The organism is Bradyrhizobium sp. AZCC 1578, assembly GCF_036924675.1.
Classification (GTDB): Bacteria; Pseudomonadota; Alphaproteobacteria; order Rhizobiales; family Xanthobacteraceae; genus Bradyrhizobium.
This window is the reverse complement of record NZ_JAZHRZ010000001.1, coordinates 5211809-5224958: the sequence shown is the minus strand read 5'-3', so window position 1 is coordinate 5224958 and position 13150 is coordinate 5211809. Positions and strand designations below refer to the sequence as shown.

11 protein-coding genes are annotated in these 13150 nt (G+C 63.9%); 5 read left to right on the top strand and 6 right to left on the bottom strand.

Going from position 1 to position 13150, the window contains the following annotated elements:
• Positions 1–152: 152 nt before the first annotated feature.
• A complete protein-coding gene (locus V1290_RS25100) occupies positions 153–2519 on the bottom strand; it encodes a TonB-dependent hemoglobin/transferrin/lactoferrin family receptor (protein ID WP_334366850.1) in 2367 nt (788 codons plus the stop codon).
• 258 nt (positions 2520–2777) lie between these two features.
• Here V1290_RS25100 and V1290_RS25095 point away from each other — a divergent pair, with 258 nt between their 5' ends.
• The 5 genes from V1290_RS25095 to V1290_RS25075 all read left to right on the top strand — a co-directional run bounded on the left by V1290_RS25095 (position 2778) and on the right by V1290_RS25075 (position 7303).
• Positions 2778–2981, top strand: a complete 204-nt coding sequence (locus V1290_RS25095) for a hemin uptake protein HemP (protein WP_334366849.1) — start codon at positions 2778–2780, stop codon at positions 2979–2981.
• Between the two features lie 19 nt (positions 2982–3000).
• Positions 3001–3951 carry a heme/hemin ABC transporter substrate-binding protein gene (locus V1290_RS25090; protein WP_334366848.1) on the top strand — a complete coding sequence of 317 codons (951 nt, stop codon included), beginning with the start codon at positions 3001–3003 and terminating at the stop codon, positions 3949–3951.
• Complete coding sequence (locus V1290_RS25085; RefSeq protein ID WP_334366847.1) at positions 3948–5039, top strand: FecCD family ABC transporter permease; 1092 nt, start codon at positions 3948–3950, stop codon at positions 5037–5039. The genes V1290_RS25090 and V1290_RS25085 overlap by 4 nt, the downstream gene beginning before the upstream one ends.
• Entirely contained in the window at positions 5036–5836 is an 801-nt protein-coding gene (locus V1290_RS25080; protein WP_334366846.1) for a heme ABC transporter ATP-binding protein, read from the top strand. The genes V1290_RS25085 and V1290_RS25080 overlap by 4 nt, the downstream gene beginning before the upstream one ends.
• 114 nt (positions 5837–5950) lie before the next feature.
• The gene (locus V1290_RS25075) at positions 5951–7303 is read left to right on the top strand and encodes an esterase-like activity of phytase family protein (RefSeq protein WP_334366845.1); all 1353 of its coding nucleotides are present in this window, start codon (positions 5951–5953) and stop codon (positions 7301–7303) included.
• Between the two features lie 120 nt (positions 7304–7423).
• Here V1290_RS25075 and V1290_RS25070 read toward each other — a convergent pair whose 3' ends face one another.
• The 5 genes from V1290_RS25070 to V1290_RS25050 all read right to left on the bottom strand — a co-directional run bounded on the left by V1290_RS25070 (position 7424) and on the right by V1290_RS25050 (position 13147).
• Entirely contained in the window at positions 7424–9082 is a 1659-nt protein-coding gene (locus V1290_RS25070; protein WP_334366844.1) for a mucoidy inhibitor MuiA family protein, read from the bottom strand.
• A 160-nt stretch (positions 9083–9242) separates the two neighbouring features.
• Positions 9243–10832 (bottom strand): phosphoglycerate dehydrogenase, encoded by a 1590-nt coding sequence (serA, locus tag V1290_RS25065; protein WP_334366843.1) that lies wholly within the window; start codon positions 10830–10832, stop codon positions 9243–9245.
• A 141-nt stretch (positions 10833–10973) separates the two neighbouring features.
• Entirely contained in the window at positions 10974–12146 is a 1173-nt protein-coding gene (locus tag V1290_RS25060) for a phosphoserine transaminase (protein ID WP_334366842.1), read from the bottom strand.
• A gap of 80 nt (positions 12147–12226) precedes the next feature.
• Positions 12227–12421: a hypothetical protein gene (locus V1290_RS25055; RefSeq protein ID WP_334366841.1), complete on the bottom strand. Its 195-nt coding sequence runs from the start codon at positions 12419–12421 to the stop codon at positions 12227–12229.
• 255 nt (positions 12422–12676) lie between these two features.
• The gene (locus tag V1290_RS25050) at positions 12677–13147 is read right to left on the bottom strand and encodes a GNAT family N-acetyltransferase (RefSeq protein ID WP_334366840.1); all 471 of its coding nucleotides are present in this window, start codon (positions 13145–13147) and stop codon (positions 12677–12679) included.
• Positions 13148–13150: the final 3 nt, after the last annotated feature.

Here is a 13150-nt window from a genome sequence, read left to right as displayed (position 1 = left end):
TCGAAATCTCCTTGGCTTAGTTGCTGGGGTGCGCCTGGCGTACCGTTTGGGTTTGTTGGAAACATGGATGCACCGAAGCCGCGCTGGAGCATCAGCGCGGCCCGGTGCGTTTGGAGGTGATGGTCTCACGCGAGACCCTCGGATTCTTCGTGTCAGGTTCCTCCGAAATGATATCTGAGACCGCCCTTGAAGACGATTCCAGCACCGGCGCTGGCCCATTTAACGTCGTTCTGCGTGTCGCCCGTGCTCCCGACCGGAATGGCATACGGACGATAGTACTGGTTGAGAAGGTTCTCGACTGAGAAATTAAACGTGAGGTCCCGCGTGGGCTGGTACTGCAGATACAGGTTGACGAGGTCGTACGACGTTGCCGGCGTGTAGGTCGGAGGAAGGTTCCTGTTTGCGATCGCCGACGTCCACAGCATGGAAAGAATGAGCGTCCTGTCGAGCAGCCGAACACCGGCCGTCGTCGTGATCTTCTGCGGCGGCACTGTGTACAGTCCAAACCCGGTCTGCAGGTTCTTGCCGTCCTGGAAGGAGCCGGAGATGCCTGCGTACCAGAGGCCGGCGTCATACATCGTCTCGGCCTCGAAGCCCTGGATTCTTGCGGAGGCGACGTTCTGATACTGCAGGAAGGGCAGCGCACGGAAAATCGGGTGCGGCGTACCGAAGGCAACCTGGTCGATGAAATCGGTGATATCGTTTCGGAAGAAGTTGATCTTGCCGCGGAAGCTGTCGCCGGCGATGAACAGATCGTTCTTTCGGATATTGAATCCGATTTCCTTGTTCTTGCCGACCTCTGGGCGCAGGTTCGGATTAGGCAGGAAACAGAAGGTCGAGTCGGCTCCCGGGCCCGGGGTACCTGACGGACAACGGAAGAATGAATCAAAGGCCGTAGCGCCGGCATGCGGGCCGTTGACCAGCGTCTCCGTAATCGACGGCGCGCGGTAGCCTTCTGCGTAACTGGCATAGGGCGTCACCACCGCCACCGGCATCAAGGCGACCGTGATCTTCGGCGATAGCCGGTCGCCCCCTGATGATGTCGCCCCCGATTCCAGGCTGTAGTTGTCGTAGCGAAGGGCGCTGATCGTCTCCAGCAGGTTGCTGTATGTCGCCTTCCACTGCACGAAGCCGCCAGACACTGTACGTCTACCGCCCGGAGTCGTGACATCCGAAGTACCGCGCCGGTCGGCAGTCTTCACGTTGTCCTGGAACGCATCGGCGCCGTAGGTGACCGCATGGTGCCAATCCGCATACTCGAAGCGCGAGGTGTTGTGCGCGTCGAAACCGACCGTATCGAGCAGGTAACCGCGGTTGTCGCCGATGCAGCCGGAGACCGGATTGCCCGGCACGCCGCCGCAAAAGGCGGAGGGAGTCGTGCTGGTGTGGAACGTCTTGATCTGGTCGTTCTCGGTGCGATTCCAATAAACCTTCGCATCCCAGTCGAAAACCCTGTCGTCCGGCTGCGAGTATTTCCAACCGAGCGTCGTCGTGTAGTTCTTTACGTCCGTCCTGTAGATCGACGTGCCGAAAAGGTTATTGGTCCCGTTCGCATTGGTGGAATTGGGATCACCGGCCCGGCGCGGCGGCTGGCCCACGTTGTAAAGATCTTCCTGGAATATCGTGCCCAGCTTGACTTCGTGTCCGTCAGCAGGACGCACCGTCACCTTGGCGAGGCCGGCGGTAAGCCGGTTTCCGGTATTGGCGACTTCGAAACCAGTGCCGTCCTTGTAGCTTTCCTGCGTGCTGTAGGTACCGCCGGCGAACACATCGACATTCGGATTGACGTGAACACCGCCAAAGACCGAGCCCAAGGCACGGCCATAGTTCGTTCCGAGAATGGTTTTGGCGTCCACACCCCAACGCTCGCCCGGACGCACGACGTCTTCGATGTCCTTGGTGCGGAACGACGCCACGCCACCGATCGCGCCCGAACCGTAGATGTTGGCCGTCGGACCGCGCACGATGTCGATGCTGCTGACCAGTTCCGGGTTGAGGAAGAAGGAGCCGTTCGCGAAATGGCCGGTGCGCTGATAGTTCTGCCGCGCACCATCGACCACCACGGCAACGCGACCGAAATCCTGCAGGCCGCGGATATTGATCGAGGTCGACGGCTCATCGCCGCGATCCTGCACCCAGACACCGGGAATGTTGTAGAGGAGACCGCCGAGTGTGCTGGCCTGGCGACCCTGAATCTGCTCCAGCGTCACCACGCTGACCGGCGCCAGCGCGTCGATCGCGCGCTCCTCGGTCTTCGACGCCACGACCGTAAGGGTATCGAGCGACTGCACCGGCGCGGCTCCAATCTGCGCCCGCGCATTCATCGCCGGCGCCGTTGCCTGCTGCTCCTGCGGCGGCTTCGCCGGCTTGCGCCGCGGCTGCTTCTGCCGCTCGGACGCGCCGCTTGCAGCCTGCGTACCCGCCGTCTGCGCGTTGCCGGCTTCCCCGACCAGCAATGCAATTGAAAACACCGACGCGCCCAACAAGAGGGCGCGCGAAATCCTAGCCCCGTCAGCCATACAACCCCAGCCCCGATATTCTTTTAGGTCTGGCTGGCGGGCGCTACGCGTAACTTGCGAGCTGCTTGCTGGCTGCCACATTCAGGATGCAGGCATTGTGCCAACATCGCATCATGCTTGGTTACGTGGCGGTTCCCGGGCGGTCAAGAACCGCATCAGGCACTTTATATCAATTGTAAAGTTCAGCGGTTGGATTGCGGGCGCGCCCAACTATACAAGCGTGGATCGATTGAATTTTTCGGGGCACCAAAGCACAAAATGTCCGCGACAACAGGAGACAAGCTCGGAGCCGCCCGGACGCAAGCCGGCAATCCCGCCTCCACCAGATCGCTTGCCATCAGCGGCAACCGGATCGACAGCCGCGAACTGTTCGCCACCGAGCGCGAAATCATCATCGCGCATGGCGAGGAGCATTACCGTCTGCGGCTGACGTCGCAGAACAAGCTGATCCTGACGAAGTGACTTACCTGGTGAACCGGAAATGACAGTTTGTCGCACGCTCGCAGTGTCGGCCGCCGCGGGCTGTTTCCTGCTCGGCGGCGTCGCGCTCGCTGCGGGCGTTACGGTGCATGATGCCCGTGATCGCGACGTCACCATCGCAGACCCCGCGCGGATCGTCTCGATCGGCGGCGCGATCACGGAAATTCTTTATGCGCTCGGTTTCGAGGACCGTCTCGTCGGCGTCGACTCGACCAGCCTCTATCCGGCCGCGGCGCGCGAGAAGCCGGATGTCGGCTACATGCGCCAGCTTTCGGCCGAGGGCGTGCTCGGGCTCAACCCCTCCCTGGTGCTGGCAGCGCAAGGCTCCGGGCCGAAGGAAACCATCGACGTGCTGGAAGCCGCCAAGGTGCCGCTGGTGCTGGTGCCGGACACGTTTTCGGAAGCCGGCCTGCTCGACAAGATCAAGCTGGTCGGCCACGCCATGGACGCGGACAAGCGCGCCGAATGCCTGACTGCGGCGGTGTCGGACGACCTGACGCAATTGCGCGAGCTACGCGCCAAGGTGACGAAGCCGGTGCGCGTGATGTTCGTGATGTCGCTGTTGAACGGCCGGGCGATGGCCGCCGGAAAGAACACCGCAGCGAACGAGATCATCGCGCTTGCCGGCGGCATCAACGCCATCGATGGCTACGAAGGCTACAAACCCATCAACGACGAGGCGATCGTCGCGGCGAAGCCCGACGTCGTGCTCTCGATCCAGCGCGGCAAGGACTCGCTGGACGCCGAAGCCGTGTACGTCCATCCGGCCTTCGCGCTGACGCCGGCTGCGGCCAACAAGGCCTTCATCTCGATGGAAGGCCTCTATCTGCTCGGCTTCGGGCCGCGCACGGCGGCCGCCGCCCGCGATCTCTCGATCAAGCTCTATCCGGCGCTGGCGCCGCAGGCCGAGAAATTCAAGCCTGCGGCACTCACCGCCGATTGCCGGAAATGACCGTTCTGACCGAGGGTAGCGCCAAGCGCCGCAGCGGATACGCGTTGCGCCCTCCGGCCTCACTGACCCTCATCTGCCTGTTCGCCGCGCTGGCCGGTGCGGCGCTGATCGCGCTGACGGTAGGCGCTGCCGGAATTCCGCTGGCGCGGCTGCCGGCCGCACTCGGCCTGTGGGGCGAGGGTTCTGCAGGTCCAAGCCTCGCGCGCGACCAGCTCGTGCTGTGGTCGATCCGGATTCCACGGATCGGCGCGGCCGCGATGATCGGCGCGCTGCTCGCGGCATCGGGCGCCATCATGCAGGGGCTGTTTCGCAATCCTCTCGCCGACCCCGCACTGGTCGGCGTTTCCTCCGGCGGCGCGCTGGCGGCAGCGGCTGCGATCGTCTTCACCGACAGCCAGATCGGCCAGAACTTCCGCTTCATGCAGCATCAGTTGCTGCCGGTCGCGGCGTTCGCCGGTTCGCTCGCGACCACCGTCATCCTTTATTCGATCGCGAGCCGCTCCGGGCGGACGTCGATCGCGATTTTCCTGCTGGCCGGCATTGCCATTGCCGCGATCGCCAATGCCGGCATCGGCCTTCTCGTGTTCATCGCCGACGATCGCCAGTTGCGCGACATCACGTTCTGGCTATTGGGCTCGCTGAGTGGCGCGACCTGGCCCAAGCTCGCCACGCTGGCGCCGGTGCTGGGATGTGCCGCGATCGCCTGCCTCTCGATCGCGCGTGGACTCGACGTGCTGGTGCTGGGCGAGGCCGAGGCGTTCCATAGCGGTGTCGATGTCGAACGACTGAAGCGGATTTCGATCGTGCTGGTGTCGGCGATGACGGGCGTGGCCGTTTCGGTCTGCGGCGTCGTCGGCTTTATCGGCATCGTGGTGCCGCATCTGTTGCGGCTGGTGATCGGGCCGGCGCACCGGTTGCTGTTACCCGCTTCCATGCTGCTGGGCGCGGTGCTGCTGGTGGGCGCCGATACGCTGGCCCGCACCATCGTGGCGCCCGCGGAAATGCCGATCGGCATCCTGACCGCAGCAATCGGTGCGCCGTTCTTTCTGGCGATGCTGCTCCGCCAGCGCGGGCTGGTTTCGCTATGACCGCCGTTCTCGAAGCGCAGTCGGTTTCAATGGTCGTTGGCGGCGCCACGCTGGTCGATGGCATCGATCTTTGCGTTGCCCCCGGCGAGATGGTCGCGATTGTCGGCCCCAACGGCGCCGGCAAATCGACGCTGCTGCGGATGCTGTCAGGCGATCTCCGCCCGACGCGCGGCCAGATCAGCCTGAAGCAGCGCGACATCCAAAGCTATCCGCCGCGCCTTCTCGCCTTCCACCGCGCGATGCTGTCGCAGCATGTCAACGTCACCTTCCCGTTCACGGTCGAGGAGATCGTCCATATGGGCGCGGGTGACGCCGGCCGCGCCGCCGCGCAGCGGCTGGTCGATGCGGCACTCGGCGAGGTCGATCTGGCGCATTTCAGCCAACGGCAATTACCGACGCTCTCGGGCGGCGAACAGCAGCGCGCGCATTTCGCCCGCGTGCTGGTGCAGCTCGCCTGCGGCGAGACGCAGCATGGGCCGGGACTCTTGCTGCTGGACGAGCCGACCTCGAGCCTCGACATGCGCCACCAGATCGACCTGGTGGAGACGGCGAAGCGGCGCGCGCAGAACGGCACGGCCGTTATCGCCGTGCTGCATGACCTCAATCTCGCCATGCGGTTCGCCGACCGCATCGTGCTGTTGCATCGGGGTAAGCTCGCCGTCGATGGCGGCCGCAGCGATGCGATCACGGCCGAGACCATCCGCCGGATTTTTGAGGTCGACGTGAAGATCGACTATACCGACGCCGGCGTGCCGTTCCTGCTGCCGCAAACCATGCGGCCGGCTGCGGCGCAGTAACACCGAAACCGCAGCCTTATCCAACGCCGTTACGCGGCTTTCACAAAACTGTCAGCCGGTTGTAACAGCCGCTGCGCAAGACACACCGCATCGCCATTCAACAGGAGATCCGCCATGCGCGTGTCATTGCTCTGCTCCGTCGCGTCCATGTTTCTGGCCGGCGCCGCCTTCGCTCAAGGTGAAGGCGAGTTTCCCGCCACGCTGAAGGGCCACGCCGTGCTGCCGGCGCAGACCTTTATCGACGCGCCCGCTGATGCGCCAGACGATCTCAAGACATCAGGCAAATACACCACCGGCCGCCGCGTCGACGCCGCGGGCACCGTGATGGGCAAGTCCTACGAACGCCCGACCGGCGTTTCGCTGCCGTTCAAGGGCCAGCCGCTGCAGGGCCATTCCGGCATCAAGGTGATGCCGGACGGCTCGTTCTGGGTGCTCACCGACAACGGCATGGGCTCGCGCTACAACTCGGCCGACTCCATGCTGTATCTGAACCGGCACAAGATCGACTGGGCGAGCGGCAAGATCGAGCGACAGGAAACCGTCTTCCTGCACGATCCCGACAAGAAGGTGTCGTTCCGCATCCTCCATGAGGACACCGCCAAGCGCTATCTTACCGGCGCCGATTTCGACACCGAAGGTTTTCAGATCATCGGCGACACCTTCTGGATCGGCGACGAGTTCGGGCCCTATGTGCTGAAGGCCGACAAGACCGGCAAGGTCCTGGCGGTGTTCGAAACCACCGCCGACGGCAAGCCGGTGCGCTCTCCCGATCATTGGTCGGTGCAGTCGCCTGCCGCTCCAGGCGCGAGCTACACCACCGTCAACCTCCGCCGCTCCAAGGGCTATGAAGGTTTTGCTGGCTCGAAGGACGGCAAGTTTCTCTACGGCCTGCTCGAGGGCCCGCTGTGGGATGCCGAGAAGAAGGACTTCGAAAAAGTCGACGGCAAGGAAGCCGCGCGGATCCTCGAATTCGACGTCGCGGCCGAAAAATTCACCGGCCGCTATTGGCATTATGTGTTCGAGCAGAACGGCCACGCCATCGGCGATTTCAACATGATCAACGCCTCAAACGGCCTGATCATCGAGCGCGACAATGGCGAAGGCACCGCCGACAAGGCCTGCCCGGCCGGTCAGCGCGGCGAGAGCTGCTTTGCGGACCTCGCCAAATTCAAGCGCGTCTACAAGATCGAGCTCTCCGACGCCAATGTCGGCAAGCCGGTGCGCAAGGTCGCCTATGTCGACCTGATGAAGATCAAGGATCCCGACAAGAAGGCGCGCAAACCGCTCAATGACGGCGTGCTGACCTTTCCGTTCTTCACCATCGAGAACGTCGAACGCGTCGACGAGACGCATATCATCGTCGGCAACGACAACAATCTGCCGTTTTCGTCGAGCCGCGATCCCAACAAGGCTGACGATAACGAGTTCGTGCTGCTGGAGGTGGGGGAATTCTTGAAGGCGAAGTAAGACGAAGCCTCCCCGTCATTGCGAGGAGCAAAGCGACGAAGCAATCCATCTATCCCCGCGCGGAGATATGGATTGCTTCGCTTCGCTCGCAATGACGGCCCCTTTCGCGGCCAGACAGCCTTAGCCCGCCGGCACCATCACCACGCCCTTGTCCTTGGGCCAGCGGATCCGCCAGGCGAAGTTGATGTCCCTCACCTCGCCCGGCTTGGCCTCGAACGCCCATTCCAGCACGCCGCGTCTGTCGCGGACGTTGCTTGCGGTCGGCGGCGTCGTGGACGGCAGCATTTCGACCTGGATCTCCTCGTTCTCGCTGACCGGCAACTGATCCTCGATCGCGATCCGGATCGGGAAATCATGGCCGTTGCGCACGGTGGTCTTGAACGCGCGCTCATCGGTCTTCGAGGTCGTCACGATCAGGCCGGCCGATCCCTCGTTGCGCTTGAGAACCGCGCGTTCGATCTTGATCTTGTCGTCGGCGCCGAAGCCGAGCCGCACGGTCTCCTCCTTGGCCGCGGCGGCCATCTGCCCGCGGCCGACAAAGACGCCGTCGCGGTAGATCGAGACGCGTCCCGGCAATAGCGGCGCGTCCTCGTTCTGCTTGAAGTTCGCTTCGAGGAACGCGGTCGGGTCCTTCACCGGCGCAGCGCGGACCGCGAGATCGGGCGCGAGCGTTACGCTAGAGACGCGCAGGCTCTTGGCGCCTTCGCTGGCGCCGAGGCTGACGCGGCCGGGAATTTTGAACACCACCTGGAAGCCGCTGACATCAGCCGTGGCCTGCTGTTCGTCGGCACGTTCGGCGAGGGATTCCGCCACCTTAGCGGCAGGCGCCTGCGCCGAGCGGAACCTATTATCTATCGCACCGCTGACGGACGCCTGAGGCCGCGGCGGTTGCGGATACTGCACGATCAGCGGATTGAGTTCGGGCGCGCTGCCGCCGCGCGCGGTTCGCACGGTGGAGACACTGAGCGCGACATTGGACCAGTCCTCGCCGGTGGCCTGCGTGATTTCGGCGCGGCGCACCAGTTCGAGCGCGGGCTTGCGGTCTTTTGCGCCGGTATCGAGACGGGCATCATAGAGCGGCGTCCAGCGCGCACTGCGCACCGCATAGGTCACCCGCAGCGTCGCCTTGGTCGCTGCAGCCGCCGCGAGCTCGATCCGCACTTCCAGCTTGCTCGGCGGCTTCTGGGCCTTGTCCTGCTCGAGGCGCGCGATTTCGCGGTCGAGGTCGCGCTGCTTGCGTTCGGCATCGCGGATCGCGGCCTCAGTGCTCGCAACTTCCTCGCCGACCGCGGCAAAGGCCGCGCGCCATTCAGATACCGGCCGCGCCTCGCCCTTGTCGCCGATCCCGACCGGCGCGATATCCGCAAATCGCTCGGCGAATTTGCGCCGCGCTCTCGCCGCATCGATCGCGCCCTGCAGGTTGACGCGCTCGTCCTTCAGCGCCTCGATGCGCTTGTCGAGTTCGGGCAAGTTGACCGGCGGCGCCGCGCGCGGCGGCCTGGCGTCGATCGCGCCGATCGTGAGCTTTGCGCCGGCCTCACCCTCGACCCGCAGCGACGTGGGGTCGAGCGTGAGCGGAAAATCCTTGAGAACAGCGGAATTTTCGCCGGCCGGCAGATCGAGCGTGACGAGGCGCGTTACGCTGGCGCCGTCGGGATAGACGGTGACAGCGTCGACCGCCGAGCTCGCGGCGATGTCGGCGGCCTGCGCCTCACCGGCGGCAAGCGCCGTCAGAACGACGAGGCTCGTCGTCAAAAAGCTGTTCGCAATCAATCGCATGGATACCCTCCTGAACCGCCCGCCGGATGGCGGCGGACAAACGACGCCCACCACTCCCAGTCATGAGACGCGGCGAGGAAGCAATCGGTTCGATCGGGATTTCGCCGCGGCAGCACCGCGGCGAAGCACCTTCCCCGGAAGAAGGAAGGGGATGCGCGCTTTAAAACGCCAGCGCCTTGGCCTGCTTCACCTGCGGCAGCGCTTGCACCTTGGCAAGCACGTCGGCCGGCACGGGGCCGTCGATCTCGACCAGCGCGATGGCGTCGCCGCCCTGCTTGACGCGGCCGAGATGGAAGGTGGCGATGTTGATCTTGGCGTCGCCGAGCAGGCTGGCGAAGCTGCCGATGAAGCCGGGCTTGTCCTCGTTGGTGACATAGATCATCGACTTGCCGAACTCGGCATCGACCCGGATGCCCTTGATGTCGACCAGCCGCGGCTTGCCGTCGTGATAGACGGTGCCGGAAACGGAACGCTCCTGCCGTTCGGTGGTGACGGTCACCGTGATCAGGCTTTCGTAATCGCTCTGCGCCGCCCGTACGATCTCGTCGACCACCATGCCGCGCTCCTTCGCGACGACCGGCGCGGAGACCACGTTGACCTCGCCCAGCATCGGGCGCAGCAGACCCGACAGCACCGCCGAGGTGATCGCCTTGATCTTCATCTCGGCGACGTGTCCCTCATAGGTGATCTCCGTCTTCAGGATGCCGCTCTCGGTGAGCTGGCCCGCGAACGAGCCGAGCTTTTCGGCGAGCTCGATGAACGGCTTCAGCTTCGGCGCTTCCTCCGCCGTGATCGATGGGAAGTTCACCGCGTTCGAGATCGCGCCGGTGAGAAGATAGTCCGACATCTGCTCGGCGACCTGCAGCGCGACGTTCTCCTGCGCTTCCGTGGTGGAGGCGCCGAGATGCGGCGTACAGATCACGTTGGGATGGCCGAACAGCACGTTGTTGGTGGCGGGCTCCTCGACGAAGACGTCGAAGGCGGCGCCGGCGACATGCTTGGAATTCAGCGCATCGAGCAACGCCTGCTCGTCGACCAAACCGCCGCGCGCGCAGTTGATGATGCGCACGCCCTTCTTCATCTTCGCGAGCGCCGCCGCGTCGATGATGTTCCTGGTCTTCTCGGTCAGCGGCGTGTGCAGCGTGATGAAGTCGGCGCGCCTGAACAGTTCGTCGAGCTCGACCTTCTCGACGCCGATATCCTTGGCGCGCTCCGGCGACAGGAACGGATCGAACGCGACCACCTTCATTTTCAGGCCGAGCGCGCGGTCGGCAGCGATCGAGCCGATGTTGCCGCAGCCGACCACCCCTAACGTCTTGCCGGTGATCTCGACGCCCATGAAGCGGTTCTTCTCCCACTTGCCGGCCTGCGTCGAGGCGTCGGCCTGCGGAATTTCACGCGCCAGCGCCAGCATCAAGGTGATCGCGTGTTCAGCGGTCGTGATCGAATTGCCGAACGGCGTGTTCATCACGATGATGCCCTTGGCGGTCGCCGCGGGAATCTCGACGTTGTCGACGCCGATGCCGGCGCGGCCGATCACCTTGAGCTTCTTCGCCTTGTCGATGATCTTCGCGGTCGCCTTCGTCGCGGAGCGGATCGCCAGGCCGTCGTAATTGCCGATGATCTCGGCGAGTTTGTCCTTGTCCTTGCCGAGATTGGGCTGAAAGTCGACCTCGATGCCGCGATCTTTGAAGATCTGGACGGCTGCGGGAGATAGCGCGTCGGAAATGAGAACTTTGGGTTTGGACATCTGAATGTTTCCTTCAGGAAATCGATTGTCGTCCCGGCCGAAGCGCCTCTTGGCGCGTAGAGCCGGGACCCATACTCCGTGCTGTGGTTGTGGGTCCCGGCTCGCGCTTCGCTTGGTCGGGACGACGGCTAAGGAGACGAGTTAAGCCGCCTTCGGCAGCGCGGCCTTGGTCTCGGCAAACGCCCAGTCGATCCACTGCGTCAGCAGGGCCACGTCGGAGGCCTCCACCGTGGCACCGCACCAGATCCGCAGGCCCGCGGGCGCATCGCGGTAATAGGCGAAGTCGTAACCGGCGGCTTCCTTCTCCACCAGCGCAACCAGCTTCTTGGAGAACTCGGCCTGCGCGTCGGCGGTCAGCGAGGTGATCGCGGGATCGATGAACTTCAGGCACACCGAGGTGTTGGAGCGGATCGACGCATCCTTGGCCAGGAAGTCGATCCACGGCGTTTTCGCCTTCCACTCCGACAGCACCTTGGTGTTGGCGTCGGCGCGCGCGATCAGGGCTTTCAGGCCGCCGATCGATTTCGCCCAGTTCAGGGCATCGAGATAGTCCTCGACGCACAGCATCGACGGCGTGTTGATGGTCTCGCCCTCGAAGATGCCCTGGTTGAGCTTGCCGCCCTTGGTGAGGCGGAAAATCTTCGGCAGCGGCCAGGCCGGCTTGTAGGTCTCGAGCCGCTCCACCGCGCGCGGTGAGAGGATCAGCATGCCGTGCGCAGCCTCGCCGCCCAGCGCCTTCTGCCAGGAGAACGTCACCACATCGAGTTTTGCGAAATCGAGTGCTTGCGCAAACGCAGCCGACGTCGCGTCGCAAATCGTGAGGCCTTGGCGGTCCGCGCTGATCCAGTCGGCGTTTGGCACGCGCACGCCTGAGGTCGTGCCGTTCCAGGTGAAGATGATGTCGGAAGCCGGATCGGCCTTGCTCAAATCGGGAAGATCGCCATAGCCGGCGTGCAGCTTGGTGACGTCCTTGAGCTTCAATTCCTTGACGATGTCGCTGACCCAGCCCTCGCCGAAGGATTCCCAGGCGATCGTGGTGACGGGGCGCGCACCGAGCAGCGACCACAACGCCATTTCGACCGCGCCGGTATCGGACGCCGGCACGATGCCGATCTTGTAGTCGGCCGGCACTTCCAGCACTTCGCGCGTCAAATCGATCGCGAGCTTGAGCTTGGCCTTGCCGATCTTCGCGCGGTGCGAGCGGCCGAGGGCTGCGTCCTTGAGATTTTGGGGATTCCAGCCGGGGCGCTTGGCACAGGGGCCGGAGGAAAAATGCGGCACGTTCGGCCGCGAAGCGGGCTTCGCTACGGTCATAAATCTATCCTTCCAGATAGTAAGCCTCCCGTTGGGGGGAGGTGTCCCGCCGCGGTCATTAGGGGAATCGGGCCCGATCGTCAAGAAGCTTCGGGCGCTTCACGCTCGATTGATGGCTCCTCGTCCACGCGGGGAGCCGGCTCCTGCTGCAGAAGTTCGGCGGCATCGGTGACCAGTTTGGCGGCCTCTTCCCGGCTCGAGACCTTCAAAATGCTGGTGTCCCCTGCCTGCACGACATATTCGCTTCCGATCCGGACAATCGAATATTTTTTCATTGGAAATCCCCAAGCTGCCCACAGCCCCATGGGAGAGCCCGGCATAGCGGAGACGTTCCGGTCCGTAAAATCACGGACGCATGCGTAGTTTATCGCTTGTTAACCGGATCGCACAGTGACGACTACCTCAGGCATTCGTCGCAAGCGCGCTTCAACCGCGGTTGGCTGACCTTTACTGACGCGTTTTTTTTACGCGAACCGGATTCCATCCCGCATCACGTGCGGGACAGGCTTCGCTCGAAAACGCTATGGCTATCAAAATCGCAAGGTCATGCCGACATGGCTGCGCGCAAAGCCGAGCCGCTCGTAAAACCGCTGCGCATCGACGCGGGTGTGATGCGTCAGCAATTCGACCAGTCTGCATTCCCTCGCGCGCGCTTCCACAACCGCCCACTGCACCATCTGCTCGCCGATACCGCGGCTGCGGCAGCGGCTGGCGACGCGGACATCCTCGATCAGGCCGCGCGAGGCGCCCTGCGAGCTCAGCCCCGGCAGAATGCATAGCTGCAGGCAACCGACCACGGCGCCCTCGCCGTCCTCGGCGACGACGAGAAAGATGTTCGGGTCGTGCTGCAGCCGTTCAAAGGCCGTGAAATAGGATTGCGGCAGTGGGTCTTCGATCCGCTCGCGCGCACCGCCGAGCGGATCGTCCGCCAGCATGGCGATGATGGTGCCGACGTCCTCGCGGCGCGCGGAGCGGATGGTGACCTTCGCAATCTCAGTCATGAT

Excerpts from the sequence above, each read along its gene's own strand:
- V1290_RS25100 (WP_334366850.1), bottom strand. The coding sequence starts at position 2,519 with ATGGCTGACGGGGCTAGGATTTCGCGCGCCCTCTTGTTGGGCGCGTCG.
- V1290_RS25095 (WP_334366849.1), top strand. The coding sequence starts at position 2,778 with ATGTCCGCGACAACAGGAGACAAGCTCGGAGCCGCCCGGACGCAAGCC.
- V1290_RS25090 (WP_334366848.1), top strand. The coding sequence starts at position 3,001 with ATGACAGTTTGTCGCACGCTCGCAGTGTCGGCCGCCGCGGGCTGTTTC.
- V1290_RS25085 (WP_334366847.1), top strand. The coding sequence starts at position 3,948 with ATGACCGTTCTGACCGAGGGTAGCGCCAAGCGCCGCAGCGGATACGCG.
- V1290_RS25080 (WP_334366846.1), top strand. The coding sequence starts at position 5,036 with ATGACCGCCGTTCTCGAAGCGCAGTCGGTTTCAATGGTCGTTGGCGGC.
- V1290_RS25075 (WP_334366845.1), top strand. The coding sequence starts at position 5,951 with ATGCGCGTGTCATTGCTCTGCTCCGTCGCGTCCATGTTTCTGGCCGGC.
- V1290_RS25070 (WP_334366844.1), bottom strand. The coding sequence starts at position 9,082 with ATGCGATTGATTGCGAACAGCTTTTTGACGACGAGCCTCGTCGTTCTG.
- serA (WP_334366843.1), bottom strand. The coding sequence starts at position 10,832 with ATGTCCAAACCCAAAGTTCTCATTTCCGACGCGCTATCTCCCGCAGCC.
- V1290_RS25060 (WP_334366842.1), bottom strand. The coding sequence starts at position 12,146 with ATGACCGTAGCGAAGCCCGCTTCGCGGCCGAACGTGCCGCATTTTTCC.
- V1290_RS25055 (WP_334366841.1), bottom strand. The coding sequence starts at position 12,421 with ATGAAAAAATATTCGATTGTCCGGATCGGAAGCGAATATGTCGTGCAG.
- V1290_RS25050 (WP_334366840.1), bottom strand. The coding sequence starts at position 13,147 with ATGACTGAGATTGCGAAGGTCACCATCCGCTCCGCGCGCCGCGAGGAC.